Source organism: Pseudidiomarina sp. WS423 (genome assembly GCF_050750165.1).
GTDB classification, from domain to species: domain Bacteria; phylum Pseudomonadota; class Gammaproteobacteria; order Enterobacterales; family Alteromonadaceae; genus Pseudidiomarina; species Pseudidiomarina fusca.
Genome location: NZ_JBOJLN010000010.1, coordinates 55,802 through 73,915, shown reverse-complemented (window position 1 = coordinate 73,915; position 18,114 = coordinate 55,802). Strand labels below are relative to the sequence as shown.

Genomic DNA, 18,114 nt, shown 5'->3' with positions numbered 1-18,114 from the left:
TAACTCGTTGAGCCATCGACTAAAAAATTTTACGTAGTCAGCAGCAGGAAATTTTCGCAGAATCAGCCATACTAAAGTGACTCAAGTCACTGCAAGGAAGTAAGTATGAACGCTGATAAACTCTACGATGCCGGCCTCCGCTGCCCTCACTGCGGACACCGAATCCACGTTAGTATCGACCCCTCAGAAGGTGCTCAAGACTACCTCGATGAGTGCGCTGCATGCGGTTCAGATATTCATTTGATAGTGAAGATAGATGAGGTAGCGGATAAAATAATTGTCCGCGTGGCCAGCGATGACGAAAATTTCTACTGAGTTTTAATCACTCGCTCGTCAGCTGCCATAGACTAATGCCCGCGCTGCGCTAAAACTCGCTCGACTGTGTTTACAATGGTCATGGTTTGTTGGTCAAACTCAAGGTTAACCTGGTCTGCGTCTGCCAAATTAGTAAGCCGCAAGGTTTCCGGAATTAAATGCAAAGAAAATGTATTGCCCACCACTTGCCCTACGGTCAAGCTTGCACCATTGACACTGATAAAGCCCTTGGGCAAAACGTAAGGCGCAAATTCAGGCGCAAACTCAATCCACAAAGCTAGGTTATCAGGGCTCTGTTGCCGCTCAACAATGCGCCCCACCCCATGAATATGGCCCGAGACGTAATGGCCGCCCATTTCATCGCCCACCTTCAAACTACGCTCAAAGTTAACCTTGTCACCCACGCAGAGTGCGCCGAGATTGGTTAAGCGCAAGGTTTCATCAATAATATCAAAACTTACTGTGGTCTCGGTGAAACTCACCACCGTTAAACAACAACCATTAATCGCAATACTGGCACCTAGTGCCACCTGCTGCAGATACTCAGGGGCTACACTTAGGGTAAGTTGACGAAAGTTGTCACGGTCCTGTAATTTGGCCACTTGCGCTTGGGTTTGTACTATTCCGGTGAACATAAGAGGTCTCGTTTTGCTGAATCTCAGGTAAAATATTGTAACCACAATAATGATGAAGTGCCACGTAAAGTACGAGTACCACTGAGCGCAGATCACCAACAAACAGGAACCCTATGACTCAGCCGCAGCATCCTAACCAACGTTGCTTAACCTGCCGCTATCGCACATGGGTGTGGCTAGCAACCTTGCTGCTACTGGCAGCCTGTAACCCGGCACCCGTTGGATTAGAGCAAGTAGCTGATTACCGGCAGCGGGTCGCTAATACCCTCAAGAGCCCATTACCAGCACCCGTGCTAGCAGCGCCCACCTGGCAACTGCCGCCCTTGCGCGAGCTTCGCATCGAAGTACCAAGCCAGAGTCTGTCGTTGCTGGATGCGATACGTTTAGATCAATGCCAAGCGGGCAGTCTAATCGCTGAGCGCAACAGCAGTTTAGGCAAATTACAACAGGGCTTAGTGCGCTACTATCATGATTATCAGCTGCTGCAAGCGCTTTATATCTGTGCCGCTCAGCTAGAACAACAAGGTCAGCTTGAATTAGCGCAAAAGGTGAGCGACCTAAGCCGCAACAAAGCTGCCAATATGACCCAACTCAAGCTCCAAGCCTTGGTAAGTGACCCTAGTATACGGCAAAGTTTACGCCTAGCAGATCGTCCTTTAGCCAAGGTCGACCCTGCCCAACTCGCGCCGCTTTTAACCGCCTTACAACAAGTCTACCTACTGTTAAATGCGCCCTTACCAGCGCCCAATGCGGCATTCAATCAAGAGCAGCAAAGCGAGTTATCGATAGCCCCGGTGGCGCTGGACGAGCTAGAGCAGGCATTGCAGCTCCTCGAACAGTCCCCTTACTTAAGCCAACTGTGGCGCGCTTTGTATGATCAGCAACAATACCTGCAGCAGCTAACGCCATTAGTACAAGACTTGAGTGCCGCAGCCGGTTGCCTAAGTGCCGGCACCCCCAGTCGGGCCCTAGTATTACGCAATGTTTTTGTGCAATATTTCAGTGGCCCTGTGCAGCAGCATTTTGCCGGCCTAATTCGCCAAGCTCAGCAAGTAGCTCCGCTATTAACCCTATTGGCCTCACCCGAGGCACCGCAAGCGTGGTTAACCCACCTGCGACAAATCAACGCATTACCTGATCAACTCACCGATACCACCCGTAATCATGTGCGTTATTGGCAACAGTTCTTCAGTGATTGTGGTTTTACCCCGGGGACATAACTCAAGTAAAACACTTGGCAGCCATGACAAATTAGAGTATTTTATGAGAACGATTCTCATTAAGCATTTGGCTTAAGTTGTCACTCAGTCTACCCAGGAGCTTATTCATGACCCTTTTTAAACAATTAACCAGCGCCTCTATTGCCGTTATCCTTGCCAGCGGCGTAGCTTTTGCACCAGCTAGCCAAGCTAGCGATGACCGTCCCGACCACTTTAAAGGCAAGCCATCAGAAAACCTTGAGCAAGCCTTAGATAACTTGCGCGAATACAATAAAAAATTAGCCGAAGTACTTAACGGTGAGTTAACGCCTCAAAAAATGGGTGAAATTCATCAATTAACCTACACCCTCGAAGTTGCACTGCAACGTCTAGAGACCGAAGTTGATGATTTACAAGACGTGCTAGAGGAAGTTCACAAAGGCTCAGAGCACATGGACTTTGACAAAGTGAAGAAAAACGGTAAACAATACCTGCAAACTTCAGGAAAAATAGTGGACTAACATGAGCTTTACCAGTACCAGTAATTATATTGTTGCCGATGATCTCGGCCTAGCCGTAAACGCCGCAGTAACTTTAGAAAAACCGCTCTTACTCAAAGGCGAACCTGGCACTGGTAAAACCCGACTGGCGGAAGAATTAGCCGCCAGTTTGGGCGTACCACTGATTCGTTGGCAAATAAAATCCACCACCAAAGCTCAGCAAGGTCTGTACGAATACGATGCTGTATCGCGCTTGCGTGATAGTCAGTTGGGCAGCGACAAAGTGCACGATATTGCCAATTACATTAAACCGGGCAAACTCTGGCAGGCTTTTAGCGCCACCACCCGACCGGTATTGTTGATCGATGAAATCGACAAGGCGGACATCGAGTTTCCCAACGATCTCTTACATGAACTGGATCAAATGGAGTTTCATGTGTATGAGACGGGCGAGCAAATCAGAGCTCAACAGCGCCCTATTGTTATCATCACCTCCAACAACGAAAAAGAGCTTCCAGATGCCTTTCTGCGACGCTGTTTTTTTCACTACATCAAATTTCCAGATGCAGACACCTTAGCGCAAATCGTGCAGGTTCACTTTCCAGACATTCGACAACAGTTGTTGAGTACCGCACTCGAGGTTTTCTTTGACTTGCGCCAAGTGCCAAATCTGAAGAAAAAGCCATCCACGTCGGAACTTATCGACTGGCTAAAACTCTTGCTTGCGGAACAAATCCAGCCCGCTGACTTACAACAGAATACCGGCCTGATGCCGCTGTTCGGTGCCTTGTTAAAAAACGAGCAAGATGTGCAACTGGTTGAGAAACTCGCCTTTATGGCGCGTCGCCAGCGCTAATGCTAATAGAGTTTTTTTACTACCTGCGTAAACATGGGCTTAGCACCAGTATTACCGAGCTATTAGATCTATTGGCTGCGTTAGAGCGCGGTGTGATCTTTGCTAACGTCGATGACTTCTATAGGCTAGCAAGGCTGGTGCTCGTTAAAGACGAAAGCCAATACGATAAGTTTGACCAAGCCTTCGCTGAATATTTTACCGGCGTTGAGCAGGTTGATCTTGCTGCTAGCATTCCGCCTGAATGGCTAGAGCAGGCTCTGCAGCGCCAGCTCAGTGACGAAGATAAAGCTAAACTTCAAGCTTTGGGCGGCCTAGATGAACTCCTTAAAACCTTCCGCGAGCGCTTAGCCGAACAACAAAAGCGCCATGCTGGTGGCAACAAATGGATTGGCACCGGTGGCACCTCACCGTTTGGCGCATACGGCTATAACCCTGAAGGTATTCGAGTCGGCCAAGACCGCAGCAATGCACGACGCGCAGTCAAAGTGTGGGATCAGCGCGAATTTAAAGATCTCGATGGTGGCCAACAACTCACCCAGCGCCATCTGCAGCTCGCCCTGCGCAAATTACGCAAGTTTGCTCGCTCCGGCGCAGCCACTGAACTAGACCTTAACAACACCATTCGAGCCACCTCGCAAAAAGGCGGATTACTTGATTTGCAATGGCAGGCGGAACGTCACAACGCCATCAAAGTGTTGATCTTGTTTGATGTCGGTGGCTCTATGGATGACTATATCTATGAATGTGAACAGCTTTTTAGCGCTGCCCGCAGCGAATTTAAACACCTCGAATTTTATTACTTTCATAACTGCGTGTATGAGCATGTGTGGCAACATAACAGCCGCCGTTTTACCGAAAAAACGCCCACGAAAGAGCTTATCAATAAATACGGCCGCGACTACAAACTGATTTTTGTCGGCGATGCCACCATGGGGCCCTACGAAATCGCTTATCCGGGGGGGAGTGTCGAGCACTGGAACGAAGAGCCTGGTTCAGTTTGGATGCAAAGATTACTGGGGCAGTACCAGCATGCGGTTTGGCTTAATCCCCAGCCACAACAGCACTGGCATTATTACGCGTCTATCGACATGATGAACGAACTCATGGGGCACCGTATGTTTCCACTCACCTTAGATGGCTTAACCACAGCCATGAGCAGGTTGCTACAAAAAGGCTAAAAGACCCCATAAAAAAACCGCTCATAGCCAAAGCTACAAGCGGTTTTAACTCACTTAATGACGGGTATTACCGCTGCACTCCATCCATAGAGTCTCGCACAGGTGCTTGTTGCGCCTGCTCTGGCTGCCATTGCGGCTGCCGTAATTGCTGTAACAACTCAGCTGAATCTGGATGCTCAACGCGACCACTCGCAATCGACGGATCCACCACTTCACTATAGCGGTCAACCACCCGCACATGGTCAATCACCCAACCACGGAAGCCATTGTATAAATGGTCTATCGTTGCGAACTGGAAGCGGATCTGAATCTGCGAACCTGCGTACGCCGATAAGTCTAACAGTTCGTTGGTCCACACCGGTTTACGATTGTAGCCCGCTGATGAGAACGGCTTAGCAGCGCGTTGCGTATCATTCGGATCAACATACGGATTTAACGTACGCACCGTGACAAAATTATCACCGTTCATCGACACCTGAATCCGTAGCAAATCAAAACCACTACTATTAGGATTCACTGACTCGATTTCCCACCAGCTTTGTAGATCTAACATCGGCTGGTTGGTATTACTCAAGTCAATCACCGGTGAGGTTAGCATACCCATATTACTTGACGTAGAGCGACCACCACTTAACAGCGTATCTGAGCTGGCTTGCTCACCAATAAAGGTACCTGTATCGGCTTTGCCGTACCACCACACGTAATCGCCATCATAAGCCTGTGGCAGATATGCATGGTCAGCAACTTCATCTGGAGCAAACAGCACATACCCTTCATCAACCAACAGGTTGTACAAGCTATTCCCCGTCATTGATTCCAAGTGCCACATACCTACTGCAGACCATTCGCCGGGGCCATTTTCAAAGCTATCTGCAAAAATAACTTCTTCAGACTCTTCCAGCTCGTTCAAACGGAAGTTTTCTACCCGATCTAAGCCTGCCAATACGATCACTTCGTCACGTACCACTGTGGTATGCATCGATGCTGTCGCTTCCATGGTAAAGCTCTCAATCGGTTGGCCAGTGCTCGATACTTTGGAGATGTTAGAAATCACATACTCACCGGCACTATTGGTTACCGCCGAAGCAAAGTAGCCATTAGTGAGCTCACCACCAGAGATACGTACTGACGCGCCTGCTACCGGCTCATCATTTTGATTCACCACACGGCCGCTAATAGAGCCCACCGAACCGGCATCTAGTGTCGTCATATTGAGGTAAATCGTTTGCGGCTCATCAGTCGTTGCGGTAAAGCTCACCGCGCTGCTCTGATAATCCGTTGCCTCGGCATAAACCGAATAGCTACCCGGCTTCAACCATGCTGGGGTAATACCACTTTCAGATGAATAACCGGTAAAGCTATACAATTGACCAGCTTCGTTAGCTATCTGCAACTCAGCACCACCAATGGCGTTCAGGTTGACCGTATCACGAGTATTGATGAATACTTGCGCTAGGCTAAAGGTATAGCTACGGCTCGCATTCACGATGGTATCGCTTTGCGGATCATACAGCTCAACGTTAACCGTTAACCGATGCTCCTGCGCATCGCCATCAAACATTCCCGCAAAAATACCCACATCACCGGTACCTGAATCCGTCACAGACCAGTTTTGCTCAGCAGATAAGCTCTCTAACTGCCAATCAAAAGACTGCACCGCTAAGTTGTTATCAATGCTAGTCATAATAAACTGCACTTGATTCATAAACGGATTCACCATGTAGTGGCTAATAGTCACTTTACTATTGATGATGTCTTGCGCCATCGCCACCGCGTTAGCCACATTCAATACCGGAATCGGGCTAGGTAATTCAACCGTTTCTGGCACGCCATTACAGCTCGCAGCATTGGCATGACGCTGAGTAACATAAGTATCAGCACTGTCGACCAAGATCTGCTTCACTTCAGCTGGGGTAAAGCCCGGATACATGCTGTAAATTAACGAAGCAGCACCAGCCACTACTGGCGACGCAGCCGAGGTACCATTAAAGCCGCCGCTGTAACAACTGCCATAACTATCGTCTTCGCTGGCATAGTATTCAGACACACCTGCGTTAACTGCACCTACCCCGAGATACTCACTAGGAGCTGCAATATCTACGCTGGTGCCATAGTTACTGTAAGGCAACAACAAGCCGTCGCTGCCATGGGCCGCAACCACCATGATATTACTCAAAGGCGAGTAGCTACCGTTGTTATTTAAATGCAAGGCACCATTTTGATAAGTTGCTGAGCGCCCGTCATTACCGGCAGCCCATACGTGCAATACATCTTGATGAGCTAAGGCTAATTGGCGATAACTACGGCTGAAGTAAATACCCATGCTTATCGAGCTGGAGTTATTCCCCATCGGACCCCATGAGTTATTCACCACCTTAATTTTACGAAGATCATTGGCATCATCTTGCGCCAAAGCTTCAGCGTACGACTGCACGCCCCAGCGCGCTAACACTGCTTGCGAACTGTGATTGATACCAGTAACACCCACGCCATTGTTGCTAGCCCCGACAATCGCACCAGCGGTGCCGTTGCCATGCGCTGACTGGCTCGCCGTCAACAAGTGGCTATAACGACCTTGCAGCTCTTCATGCTCGGCATAAAACCCACCATCAACCACAGCAATTTGCACGTTTTCGTTACCGGTAACCGTATTCCAAGCCTCGACAAAGTTTGCCCCTTGCTCGGTTTCTAGGTGCCAGTTACTGCCGCCATCAGCCCAAGTGTCACCATCATCAGGTAATGCGGTACTGAAGCTGATTTCAGCATTCACACCCACATGCACACGCTGATTGACAGATGCGATATTCGGCTGCAACTTAAGCATTTCTAACTGCTCGCGTACCAAAATAGAATCCGCATCGTACTGCACCAATAGGCCCTGCGTTGCATCATAAGCAACCGGGTTAAGGGTGCTGTAATCGCTGGTAATAAGCGCGGTAAGCTCAGCTTCCGTGAGCGTATCACTCACCACCCACGATTGGTTCAGTACCACCGCCACCACTTCATCTAATGCTGTGGTGCCATCGTAGTTTTCTAACGCGGCGGGGTCTGGTGCCGGCACACTAGAAGTCAGTACCGCCATCGACTGCATGCTATCACCACTGTGCGAGGTAGCCACTACATCATACAAGCCTACATCATCGACATTGAATTCAATGGCTGCGTTGTCGTTGATAGCAGTAAAATCAACCGCGCTTGCATCAGCACGCTTAGTTACCTGCCAGTTGATAGAACGCAGATCTTCGCTGCTGTCTAAATAGACGGTTACTGTGCTACCTACGGCACGAGCATCGCCAGCAAACATAGCGACACCAGTAAGTTCCGGATACACCGGATACAGCGTAACTGTCACTTCATCCGTAGCAGTTTTGCCTTCGTTATCCGTAACTGTTAACCGAAATACCAACGTAGTGACCTCGGTCACGTCAGGGGCATCAAACTCAAGGGTTGGGCTAGCGGGATCAAGAATCACCACCTCAGGACCACTTATCTGCTCCCATAACCAGCTCACAATCTCCATATCGTCTGAGCCAGTCCCTTCAATACTGACCCGATCACCGGCATTCGCGTCGGTGTCATCACCTGCATCACACTGCGGTGCTTCGTTAAACTGTAATTGCGCTTGTACCACACACGCAGCGGTAATCGGCCCGGTAGTATAAGTGTCATCAGCAAAACTACCTTCACAGCCCTCGGTGGTTAAAATACGATAATCCACCGGGTCCCAGGTCAGCACAAACGAGGTGCTATCACCGTGTTCAACAATCGCTTCAGTTGGTGACCAACTACCGCCCTCAGTTACATCTGTGGTAACTGTGTACGTCTTTTTAATAAAACTTGCGGTGACGGTACAGTCTTCAGTAATTGCACCGGTGGTGTAAGTCGTACCAGCTAAATCACCGCCACATCCGGTTACGCCATCAATGTCATAACCCGTATCAGCAGTCACCTCAATCGATGCTTGCTCGCCAGACTCTACTTCTTGTTCGGTTGGCGCCACGCTTCCTCCCTCACCGGCTTCAGCAGTTACCGTGTAACTTGCTGGCGGTGGCGGCGGAGGTGGTGGCGGAGTAATAGGCTCAGGATCATCAGAGCCACCACATGCAGTAAGCACGGTAGCAGCTGCAACCCCGGTTAAAATCAGTTTAAGGGAACGAGCTAAACCGCCCATTCGATAGGTACTTCTATCCATAGTTATTATCCCTGTACTGGTGTTGTTAAAACTCATTGCAGCTTAGTGTGCACCTAAGTGAGTGATTTGCCCCATAGGTATGTACGCATTTAGCTACAGATAAAGTGAGTGAAATATAGACGCAAATGTTATCACTTTCAACATTTTTTCAACTAACTTTTAATAGCGTAAAGAGATAAATGCTATATCTGGCTGATTTTCAGACACAATCGCTTTGCAAATAAACCTTGATCTAAAAAATGAATCATGATTCACTTCTTGTATTGAGTGACACGGTCGTACACCCGAGCAACTACGAACAAATAACGAGCAACAAACAACGAGCAACCACTATGGCCTACCGCGAAACCAGTAAAATACGTGAACGCAAACAAGCAACCCACAGCACCATCGTAAGCCATGCACTAGCAATGCTTAACGAAGTGGGCTTCAGCGGATTGCAAATGGCCGCATTAGCCAATCGGTGTGGCTTAGCTACCGGTACCTTGTATCGTTACTTTCCCTCAAAAGAAGATCTCTGCACGGTGCTCTTTGCCCATGCTACCGATATCGAAATCGCGCAAGTGGAACAACACCTTAGCAGTACCACAGATACTGCCAGTGAACGCATAGCTGCTGCCCTAAGCACTTTTGCTAAACGTGCCTTACGTGCACCTATCACCGCCTGGGCCCTTATCGCTGAACCGGTAGCTCCAGCAGTCGTTGCGGCACGTTTACATTACCGTGAACGCTACGCTCAACTCTTTGCCAACGCCATCGAGCAAGGCGTAGCTACGGGCGAACTCCCTGCGCAAGACAGCAGCTTGAGTAGTCGAGCGTTGGTAGGAGCTATAGCTGAAGCTTTAATTGGGCCGCTGGCCAAAACCGAACAACTTGATGCTCATGCCGCGGTGCAAACCAGCGTTGCTTTTTGTATGCAGGCCATCAGCGCCCGCCCATGGCCGTCAGCCCATCTCGCATCATCAATAACTCATAAATAACGATCAACACAGGACAACCATCATGCCAGCCGAACGCGACCCTACTTATCTAAGCAATACCCACCAAGTAGAAAACCAACCCCCAGCTTTAGAAGACTATAATCTTTATGCAGAAGATAGCGCCCTTCAAGAAGCAGTTAACCGCGAAGGCGGCGCGTGGGCGCAACAAGACTTAGCCCGGTTTGGTGCAGAGTGCGGTCTGCCCGAACGCATTGCATTGGGCTTTCACGCCAATGCAAATAAGCCACAACTACTTACCCACGACCGCTTTGGCCACCGTATCGATCACATCGATTTTCATCCTAGCTATCACCAGTTGATGGACATTGCTATCAGCGAAGGCTTACATGCAAGCCCATGGACTGACCCGAAGCCTGGTGCCCACGTCGCCCGAGCCGCCAAGTATTATTTGCACACCCAAGTGGAAGCTGCCCACGGTTGCCCGATAACCATGACCTTTGCCGCCCTACCAGCCTTGCGCCATCAACCCAACTTGTTTGCGCAATTCGCACCCAAAATTACCAGCACCATCTACGACGGCCGAAACCTACCTGATGGGCAAAAATTAGGCCTAACCATCGGCATGGCGATGACCGAAAAACAAGGTGGTTCTGACGTACGTAGCAACAGCACCCAAGCCTATGCGGTAGGTACGGAAGGTGCCGGCGAAGCCTATGAACTGGTGGGCCATAAGTGGTTTGTATCTGCTCCTATGAGTGATGCCTTCTTAGTCCTTGCGCAAACGCCAGCCGGCCTGTCCTGCTTTTTAGTGCCCCGTTGGCGCCCTGATGGCAGTAAAAACGCGCTGCAGATCCAGCAACTGAAAAACAAAATGGGCAATATTGCCAACGCTTCCAGCGAGTGTGAGCTGCGCGGTGCACTTGGCTGGATGGTAGGTGAGCCGGGCCGCGGCGTGCCCACTATCATCGAGATGGTGGCCATGACTCGTTACGATTGCATGATTGGTTCTAGTTCTGGAATGCGTCAAGCAACCGTACAAGCCATTCATCATGCCCGTCATCGCCAAGCCTTTGGTGCCCTCCTCTGTGATCAACCCTTAATGCAGAATGTGTTAGCCGATTTAGCTCTAGAAAGCGAAGCTGCGATGACACTTACCCTGCGCATGGCTCGCTCCATGGACCAACAAGATCAAGAACACGAGCGGCTGTTGGCCCGTATTGCTACTCCCATAGGTAAGTATTGGATTTGTAAACGCACCCCTAATCATGCTTACGAAGCCATGGAGGTTATCGGTGGTATGGGCGTTATGGAAAACACCATCATGCCGCGCTTGTATCGAGAGGCCCCGGTTAACGCCATTTGGGAGGGCAGCGGAAACGTGCAATGTCTGGATATTCTGCGCGCCATAGCAAAAGAACCACAAGTACTCGAGGCCTATTTTAACGAACTGCAGCGAGCGAGCGGCTGTGACCGACGCTTTGATGAATTTGTCGCTGAACTACAACGCAATTTCAAACAAACGCCGCAACAGCAATGGCCCTACCATGCACGTTACTTTGCCGACCACATGGCGCTTGCCTTGCAGGCGGCCCTGCTCTTACAACACGCCCCCAATACCCTAGCTGATGCTTTTATCGCTGCACGTCTGGTTGCCCGCAGTCATGCCAATTACGGCTGTCTGCCCAGTGGGCTCGATCTTAACTCAATCATTAACCGCGCGTTTTAAGGAGCCTGCGATGATTATCCCAGCTTACGTAGCACGTAACGCCCGTAAATACCCAAACCAAGAAGCCGTGATTGATGGCCAACTTCGAGCAACATGGCAGCAACTCGATAACGATGTGGATCGCTGTGCACGCTACTTAGTTTGTCAGCACCAAATTAGCGCAGGCGACCGGGTCTGTTTGGTGTTACCCAATACCTACACTTTTGTGGTGGCGTATTTTGCCATCCAACGTATCGGTGCCATCGTCGCTCCGATTAACGTTAAACTCACCGCCAGTGAGCTTAACTACATCTTCACCGATGCAGATGCCCGTTTAGTGATCACCTGTGATTTAACCAGCACCCATGCACTAGCAGCCTGCCGCGACTTAGGTATAAACAGCCTGGTGATTAACCAAATGCCCGAATTTCTTGCCAGCCAGCCAATCGCCCACACCTTGCCGCCAGGGCCATCAGATAGCGCCCAAGACCCATTACAACCGTTGGCAACAGACGCTGTATTAACCGCCGCAACCTTGCTCTACACCTCAGGTACCACTGGCCGCCCCAAAGGGGTCTTGTTTCATCATCAAGCGTTACTCTTTGTTGGCATGATGTTCGCCACAGAAATGCATTACGGCCCCGATAGTCGGCTGTTATCGCTGATGCCATTTACTCATTCGGCACCGCTAAACCTAACCTTAGTAGGCGGTACCATCATGGGCAGCACCCATGTTATCGCACCAACTTTTACTCCTGAACTGCTCCTTCAGCTAGTAGCACAAGAACGCACCACCCATTTCTTTGGCGCACCCGTGGCCTACCTGATGACGGCACAGCACCCTGCTATTAAAACAGCTGACTTAACCAGCATGAGTCACTGGATTTATGGTGGCGGCCCGTTAGCCGCAGAACATGCAAAACAAGTACAAGAAGCCTTTGGTAGCGATCAATTTTATTGCGTTTACGGCCTAACCGAGGCCGGTCCAACTGGCAGTTTTTTACGCCCAGAAGAGCATGCCAGCAAAGCTGGATCTGTTGGCAGGCGTGCCGCCGCCTTTACCGAGATGAGAATTATCAACAGCGATGGCAAGATCGCAGCAGTGAACGAACCGGGCGAAATTCACATTGGCGGAGAAGGCCTGATGCAAGAATATTGGCGTAATCCCAGCGCCACCGCAGAGGTCTTCACCAGCGACGGTTGGATCCGAACTGGAGATATAGGTATTCGTGACCAAGACGGCTATTTCTGGGTTAAAGATCGCATCAAAGATCTGATTATCTGTGGCGGTGTAAATGTCTATCCGCGCGAGGTTGAAGACGCTCTAGCCCGGCACCCTGCGGTGCTAGAAGCCGCGGTTATTGGTATTCCGCACCCGCAGTGGGGCGAAACCGTAAAAGCCTGCGTGGTACTGAAAGCTAACGCCACTGAAGCTGACTTGCGTGCACACATGAGCAACTGCCTCGCCGATTATAAATGTCCCCGCATTTACGCCGTCATGGATGAACTCCCCCACAACGCGAACGGTAAGGTGTTGAAGCATCAATTAAGATAAGCTTATTTTGGTCTGGCGCTTGTTACTTCGCTGCCGTGCGCAAGGACAAGTGCCAGCCCCAGAACCACCTATATGTGCCAGCTAAAGCGTAGACACCCCGGAAAAATTCTCCTACCATGCCCCTCATCGCAATACCTAATAAAAACAACTAAGGAACCTAGCAGTGTCTTCACAACCAACAACCTCCAGCGATAAAGGCTTCATCGCTTTTGTTGAACGAGCTGGTAAACGCATCCCCGATCCCGTTATCATCTTCATTTACTTTCTAATCGGCGCGCTGGTGTTAACCTGGGCCATCGGTGGCTTAACCTTCACAACCTACGGTGGCGATGGGCAACCCATAGCCTATGAAATCAAAAACATGCTGGCCAGCGACAATGTGGTATGGCTGTTTGATAATGCGTTATTAACTAACTGGTTAGGTTTTGGTGGCGGCGTGCTTGGCGTTATCTTAATCGTCATGCTAGGGGTAGGCATTGCAGAACACTCTGGATTATTTGGCGCCATCTTAAAGAAAGTATCGCGCGGCTTACCCATTAATTGGTTACCCTTATTCCTCGTCTTTATTGGCATCATGAGCTCCATTGCTACCGATGCCGGTTACTTGATCTTGATCCCGCTGGCCGGGCTACTTTATGCAGGCTTAAACAAAAACCCGCTGATCGGCATGGCCGCAGCTTTTGCCGGAGTTTCCGCCGGCTTTAGTGCCAATTTAATTCCCGCAACCCCGATTGATGTCATTATTGGGGTCAACGCTCAAGTTTTTGCCGAAGCTCAGGGGATTCCTTTCACCAATCAAGCCGGAGAACCTTTAACGCCAGCCACCATGAATTACTACTTCATTTTGGCTTCAACTTTCGTGTTAGGTGCGGTAGGGGCTTGGGTGACGCTAAAATTTGTGCAGCCACGACTCGAGCAAAAGCCCTATACCATCCCAGCTGAATTAGAGCTCGGCGATTTTGATGTCACTGCGCAAGAACAAAAAGGTTTACGTGCCGCAGGCATTGCTCTAGTGGTAGCGTTACTGGCTGTTTATGGCTTAGCAGTGGGCCCCCTGGCACCCTATCAAAACGCCGAGGGCGCAACCATTACTCCCTACCTGAATAACGTGATCCTGCTTATTACTTTCGTCTTTACCGCCGTGGGTGTTGCTTTTGGTGTGGCAAGCGGACGTTTTACCTCGATGCAAGATGTCGTGAAAGCCATGGTGAAACAGATGGACACCATGGGCTACATCTTGGTACTTACTTTCTTTTGCTATAACTTTCTGGGCGTACTGAGTTACAGCGGACTTGGTGCCTACATCACCTACTTAGGCGCAACCCTGCTCACCAACTTAGGGCTACAAAGCTTTCCGGTATTATTATTGATTGGCTTTATCCTAGTTACCGCCATCATTAATATTTTCGTCGGCGGGCTCACCTCTAAATGGATGCTGTTAGGCCCAATATTTATTCCGATGCTGTACTTGGTTAATAGCGAAATGACACCCGATTTAGTCGCCGCAGCCTTCCGAGTGGCGGATTCATCAACCAATATCATCACCCCGATGATGAGTTACGCCGGTATTATCTTAGCCTTTATGCGCAAATATAATCCGCAACTCACCTTCGGCGAAATGATTGCCATGATGGTGCCCTATTCACTGGCCTTTATGCTGGTATGGACCGCGCTGTTAGTCGCGTTTTTCAGCTTTGGCATCCCGCTTGGGTTCTAATCAAACTTGAACAAAGGTGGCGTGCCGGTTAATTTAACTCACCGCGCGCCACCGTGAATATCTCACGTAATTGTGGCGCCTGCACCATCAAGCTGGCTAGCGAATATTGTTCAAGGTACTGGTAAAACAACTCTTTTCCACGTGCCACTATACCTTTTAGCTCACAAGCAGGCATCGCCACGCAGTAGGGATTTTCGCATTCAATCCACTTCTCATCACCCTCAAGCTGCCTTATCACAAAAGCCAACGAGATCTGCTCTGGCGCCTGCGCCAACAAAAACCCACCATTTTTGCCACGACGAGTTTCGATTAACTTTAGCCGTCCTAAATGATGCACCACCTTATTCACATGATTAGCTGACAAATCGAACGTAGCACAAATCTCTTTTATCGTTGCCAACTTAGCCCCCTCGCCCAACTGCTCGTAGCTGGCCAAGTACATCAAGATGCGCAAACCGTAATCCGTATATTTTTTTAATTGCATAAGACCGCCGTAAAGGTGCATTTACAAAGCAGATATTAACCCAAAGCTTGATCCACATCAAACATGCATGCATAATGCATCTTATTAAACATGCGTTGAAGATGATTATTATGATCTACAGCAACCAAGGTGCCCTATGACTACCATTGATACTCGTTTCAGTAGCGCCGCTGCTACCGCTGTTGCAGCACACCAAGCACATCAGGCTAATCGCCCCAGCCCCGCTCAACAGCAAACAGCCCAGCGCCTCCTAACGGGTGCCAACTACGCCATGCTTATCTTTTTGGGAGCATTCTTAGTAGTAGCCTATCTTGCTTGGGGTCTCGAAGCCGAGTTCCCACTAATGACAGTGGCTGTGTTGCATTTTTTACAGATATTTCTAGCTGGTTTGTTCAAACTAAGCTACGTGGTACGCTTAATCGCTCAGCACCTCCTCGGTCAGCAACTGCGCTAGCATATATGGTGGTATGGACAGCTTAGTTGGTTAGCTTGTTCAGCTTCGGAATACCGCTAGGTTTCTAGAATAGGTCGAAACTTACGCGATCGAGCAACGACAGGGCAGAAACCACTTGCACCGTCGTGTGGCAGAATGACTAATATAGCCCCCGTTCACAATCGTGAACGCCTCAGAATGTGCGTCCGTAGCTCAGTTGGTTAGAGCACTACCTTGACATGGATGAAGATGAACAACACTTTTATAATTTTATCTGTCACACCGAGATGCAACAGCTTTCAGACATCCTCTATCAGAACGGACCAATCCCGGATAATTTCCGTGACTTAAAACACCTGATATTTGAGCGTACGTTGCTCCGAAAGTAACAGCAGACTGAGCAGCCTCAAACAGCAGAGCTGATCACACCCGGCCAGCAGAACAGATCAGTCTGTCCAGCCCCACCAGTTAGTGGCGCTGGCACAGATTGCACAACCTGCTGCTAGCAAGTGCGTAGTTCTACTGGGTTTGGTTGCGCACTTGATAGCTTTTTCTAGGGAAATTGTTAAAAAAACAAAATACAACTCCATCCTGAAAGGACTGAAGTTGTGATGATGGGTAGAAGGTTGGCTCAGGATCCTAAAGAGATCCTGAGTCTTATTTTAGGTATTGTTAAGTAGATTCATCATCATGAACATAAATTGCCCATAATGGCTTATGAGGAGAAGATCTTATCCAGCCAAGCTCCCTAATTACTCTGCTAGCCATTTTTCTCATCTTCGCCCATTGAACACTGCTCGATACCGATTCATTGGTCCACAGCTCAGCATTCTCTTGACCGCTAATAGATAGCATATAGTCATCAAGTTCTTTGATGGCGCTTCTTGCACTATCAGACAGCTCATCCAAATCAGTATCCTCTAAGGCTTCTTCCCAGCTTAATGCTAACTCGTCAGCCGCGTTAGCAAAATCAGGAAACAATCCAAGTTGAACTTTTGCAGGTTGAGCTAATGCTAATAGTGCCCATTCAAATTGTTCGCTAACCATTAATTAACTCCACTTACTATTGTGCCTTTTTGGTTAGGGTCGGCACGGAATGTTGCAGGATTAACAACCCAGACTCTACCTTGAGTACTGGTCGATATTTTGTAATAAGCGCCACCATGTCTGCCGCCACCTGCATGAACTTGAATTTGTGTAACTTGCTTATGTCCGCCTACTTTGATGATTGTTGCGTTACCAGACCCCCTTGTCGATTGTCTTACTGCAACTTGATAACCTTCAGCGGTCAATATGGCAGCTATTTGTTCTGCATTTCGCCCCCATAACAGCTTGGGTTGGGCAACCATATTCCCAGATAGCCCTCCTGACGGTAACCGCATTGAAGCTGAGGAACTAGCACGTAGAGGGGTATTTGCAAGTAAAACTGAACCTACTTTCCTAAAGTCATTTGCCACACCTTGTGCGACTTCGTTATCTACATCAACCCATTGCCCCATCCTACCTAGAAAGCCAGAATCTTGATGTAGAAACCTTTCAGTCCAATCAGCAATGCCATTTGCCATGTCAGGTATTAGATTACCAATGGCAGCGGCTGCACCATTAGCAATCGTAGAGGCTGTATCTGAGTATATTTGATTGTAATTGGTACTATTATTACCTTTTGCAGTTGTTGATGGTGTGCCTATATCGGCTGTTGCAGACATATTGCCTATCTGAATATTAACCGTACCATTACCATTGCCTGTCATGGTGCCGACTTTCACATCGCGTTTTATGCGGGAACCTGTGACAGATTGCTTTTGTGTTACATCGGCTGTTTCGCCTTTACCCAGATCTTCTGCAACGTCTTGGCACCCTGCGGCATCATCTACACTACAACTTGCATATCCCGTCGGATCTGTCCCACTTAACGGGTTATTCATAATATACGAATAGGGGTTAATACTTTGGCTATTCGTGGGGCTTTGAATAAATGGATCAACCGACATAAACCGGCCAAGGTTATAATCGTACACCCGCCCGTTCATATGAATGAGCTCAACGTCATCCAAATGCAGGTGGTCGGTAAAGCCGCGGCGAGTGATGCCGATATTGCTGATACCCGCATAATCGGCAAAGTTCTTCAGGCGTGGCCGTGCTCCGGGCTCCATCAAGGTGCCGTCAATCATTCGCGGTTTACCAAAGGCGTCATAGTGCCGGCGCCCGACGACCTGCCCATTCTCGTCACTGAAGGTCAAGCTCGTGCCCAGACGGTCCTTATGGTGGTAGCGGATGCGATGCCCATCGTCATTGCTGTAGCTGATAATGGCCATGGCGCTTAAATAGACCTTCCAGCTCCCATCCGGGCTGGCTTCATAGGCGTGGTCGACTTCATAGGTGGTCACCCCATCTCGAACGACTT

General features: G+C 49.2%; 15 protein-coding genes. 10 read left to right on the top strand and 5 right to left on the bottom strand.

The window, feature by feature from the left end; genetic code table 11:
- The first annotated feature begins 105 nt into the window (after nt 1–105).
- On the top strand, nt 106–315 hold the full coding sequence (locus ACQ661_RS09425) for a CPXCG motif-containing cysteine-rich protein (RefSeq protein WP_110076893.1): 210 nt from the start codon (nt 106–108) through the stop codon (nt 313–315).
- A 32-nt stretch (nt 316–347) separates the two neighbouring features.
- On the opposite strand, the gene ACQ661_RS09420 is transcribed toward ACQ661_RS09425, so the two are convergent.
- Nucleotides 348–950 carry a riboflavin synthase subunit alpha gene (locus ACQ661_RS09420; protein WP_110076894.1) on the bottom strand — a complete coding sequence of 201 codons (603 nt, stop codon included), beginning with the start codon at nt 948–950 and terminating at the stop codon, nt 348–350.
- 113 nt (nt 951–1,063) lie between these two features.
- Here ACQ661_RS09420 and ACQ661_RS09415 point away from each other — a divergent pair, with 113 nt between their 5' ends.
- From ACQ661_RS09415 to ACQ661_RS09400, 4 genes are all read left to right on the top strand, one after another.
- Nucleotides 1,064–2,170: a DUF3080 family protein gene (locus ACQ661_RS09415; protein ID WP_431668212.1), complete on the top strand. Its 1,107-nt coding sequence runs from the start codon at nt 1,064–1,066 to the stop codon at nt 2,168–2,170.
- A gap of 107 nt (nt 2,171–2,277) precedes the next feature.
- On the top strand, nt 2,278–2,670 hold the full coding sequence (locus ACQ661_RS09410; RefSeq protein ID WP_313932378.1) for a DUF6746 family protein: 393 nt from the start codon (nt 2,278–2,280) through the stop codon (nt 2,668–2,670).
- A gap of 1 nt (nt 2,671) precedes the next feature.
- Nucleotides 2,672–3,505, top strand: coding sequence for an AAA family ATPase (locus ACQ661_RS09405; RefSeq protein WP_313932379.1), 834 nt, complete (start codon nt 2,672–2,674; stop codon nt 3,503–3,505).
- Nucleotides 3,505–4,683, top strand: a complete 1,179-nt coding sequence (locus tag ACQ661_RS09400) for a vWA domain-containing protein (protein WP_431668211.1) — start codon at nt 3,505–3,507, stop codon at nt 4,681–4,683. Before ACQ661_RS09405 ends, ACQ661_RS09400 begins: the two co-directional genes overlap by 1 nt.
- Before the next feature lie 67 nt (nt 4,684–4,750).
- Here the strand turns inward: ACQ661_RS09400 and ACQ661_RS09395 are convergent, their stop codons facing one another.
- Complete coding sequence (locus ACQ661_RS09395; RefSeq protein WP_431668210.1) at nt 4,751–8,875, bottom strand: S8 family serine peptidase; 4,125 nt, start codon at nt 8,873–8,875, stop codon at nt 4,751–4,753.
- Nucleotides 8,876–9,114: 239 nt separating this feature from the next.
- Between ACQ661_RS09395 and ACQ661_RS09390 the strand changes: the two genes are divergently transcribed.
- From ACQ661_RS09390 to ACQ661_RS09375, 4 genes are all read left to right on the top strand, one after another.
- Nucleotides 9,115–9,855 carry a TetR/AcrR family transcriptional regulator gene (locus ACQ661_RS09390; protein WP_431668209.1) on the top strand — a complete coding sequence of 247 codons (741 nt, stop codon included), beginning with the start codon at nt 9,115–9,117 and terminating at the stop codon, nt 9,853–9,855.
- A 22-nt stretch (nt 9,856–9,877) separates the two neighbouring features.
- Complete coding sequence (locus tag ACQ661_RS09385) at nt 9,878–11,542, top strand: isovaleryl-CoA dehydrogenase (RefSeq protein WP_431668208.1); 1,665 nt, start codon at nt 9,878–9,880, stop codon at nt 11,540–11,542.
- Nucleotides 11,543–11,552: 10 nt separating this feature from the next.
- Nucleotides 11,553–13,076 (top strand): class I adenylate-forming enzyme family protein, encoded by a 1,524-nt coding sequence (locus tag ACQ661_RS09380; RefSeq protein ID WP_153825498.1) that lies wholly within the window; start codon nt 11,553–11,555, stop codon nt 13,074–13,076.
- Between the two features lie 163 nt (nt 13,077–13,239).
- The gene (locus ACQ661_RS09375; RefSeq protein WP_162014626.1) at nt 13,240–14,793 is read left to right on the top strand and encodes an AbgT family transporter; all 1,554 of its coding nucleotides are present in this window, start codon (nt 13,240–13,242) and stop codon (nt 14,791–14,793) included.
- Nucleotides 14,794–14,821: 28 nt separating this feature from the next.
- Here the strand turns inward: ACQ661_RS09375 and ACQ661_RS09370 are convergent, their stop codons facing one another.
- Complete coding sequence (locus ACQ661_RS09370) at nt 14,822–15,277, bottom strand: RrF2 family transcriptional regulator (protein WP_153825497.1); 456 nt, start codon at nt 15,275–15,277, stop codon at nt 14,822–14,824.
- Between the two features lie 136 nt (nt 15,278–15,413).
- Here ACQ661_RS09370 and ACQ661_RS09365 point away from each other — a divergent pair, with 136 nt between their 5' ends.
- A complete protein-coding gene (locus ACQ661_RS09365) occupies nt 15,414–15,731 on the top strand; it encodes a hypothetical protein (protein WP_110076905.1) in 318 nt (105 codons plus the stop codon).
- Between the two features lie 651 nt (nt 15,732–16,382).
- On the opposite strand, the gene ACQ661_RS09360 is transcribed toward ACQ661_RS09365, so the two are convergent.
- Both ACQ661_RS09360 and ACQ661_RS09355 read right to left on the bottom strand, forming a co-directional pair.
- Nucleotides 16,383–16,757: a hypothetical protein gene (locus ACQ661_RS09360; RefSeq protein ID WP_110076906.1), complete on the bottom strand. Its 375-nt coding sequence runs from the start codon at nt 16,755–16,757 to the stop codon at nt 16,383–16,385.
- A complete protein-coding gene (locus ACQ661_RS09355; protein WP_257119971.1) occupies nt 16,757–18,097 on the bottom strand; it encodes an RHS repeat domain-containing protein in 1,341 nt (446 codons plus the stop codon). Before ACQ661_RS09355 ends, ACQ661_RS09360 begins: the two co-directional genes overlap by 1 nt.
- Nucleotides 18,098–18,114 lie beyond the last annotated feature (17 nt).

Excerpts from the sequence above, each read along its gene's own strand:
- ACQ661_RS09395 (WP_431668210.1), bottom strand. The coding sequence starts at position 8,875 with ATGGATAGAAGTACCTATCGAATGGGCGGTTTAGCTCGTTCCCTTAAA.
- ACQ661_RS09365 (WP_110076905.1), top strand. The coding sequence starts at position 15,414 with ATGACTACCATTGATACTCGTTTCAGTAGCGCCGCTGCTACCGCTGTT.
- ACQ661_RS09370 (WP_153825497.1), bottom strand. The coding sequence starts at position 15,277 with ATGCAATTAAAAAAATATACGGATTACGGTTTGCGCATCTTGATGTAC.
- ACQ661_RS09400 (WP_431668211.1), top strand. The coding sequence starts at position 3,505 with ATGCTAATAGAGTTTTTTTACTACCTGCGTAAACATGGGCTTAGCACC.
- ACQ661_RS09405 (WP_313932379.1), top strand. The coding sequence starts at position 2,672 with ATGAGCTTTACCAGTACCAGTAATTATATTGTTGCCGATGATCTCGGC.
- ACQ661_RS09425 (WP_110076893.1), top strand. The coding sequence starts at position 106 with ATGAACGCTGATAAACTCTACGATGCCGGCCTCCGCTGCCCTCACTGC.
- ACQ661_RS09410 (WP_313932378.1), top strand. The coding sequence starts at position 2,278 with ATGACCCTTTTTAAACAATTAACCAGCGCCTCTATTGCCGTTATCCTT.
- ACQ661_RS09390 (WP_431668209.1), top strand. The coding sequence starts at position 9,115 with ATGAATCATGATTCACTTCTTGTATTGAGTGACACGGTCGTACACCCG.
- ACQ661_RS09380 (WP_153825498.1), top strand. The coding sequence starts at position 11,553 with ATGATTATCCCAGCTTACGTAGCACGTAACGCCCGTAAATACCCAAAC.
- ACQ661_RS09360 (WP_110076906.1), bottom strand. The coding sequence starts at position 16,757 with ATGGTTAGCGAACAATTTGAATGGGCACTATTAGCATTAGCTCAACCT.
- ACQ661_RS09385 (WP_431668208.1), top strand. The coding sequence starts at position 9,878 with ATGCCAGCCGAACGCGACCCTACTTATCTAAGCAATACCCACCAAGTA.
- ACQ661_RS09415 (WP_431668212.1), top strand. The coding sequence starts at position 1,064 with ATGACTCAGCCGCAGCATCCTAACCAACGTTGCTTAACCTGCCGCTAT.
- ACQ661_RS09420 (WP_110076894.1), bottom strand. The coding sequence starts at position 950 with ATGTTCACCGGAATAGTACAAACCCAAGCGCAAGTGGCCAAATTACAG.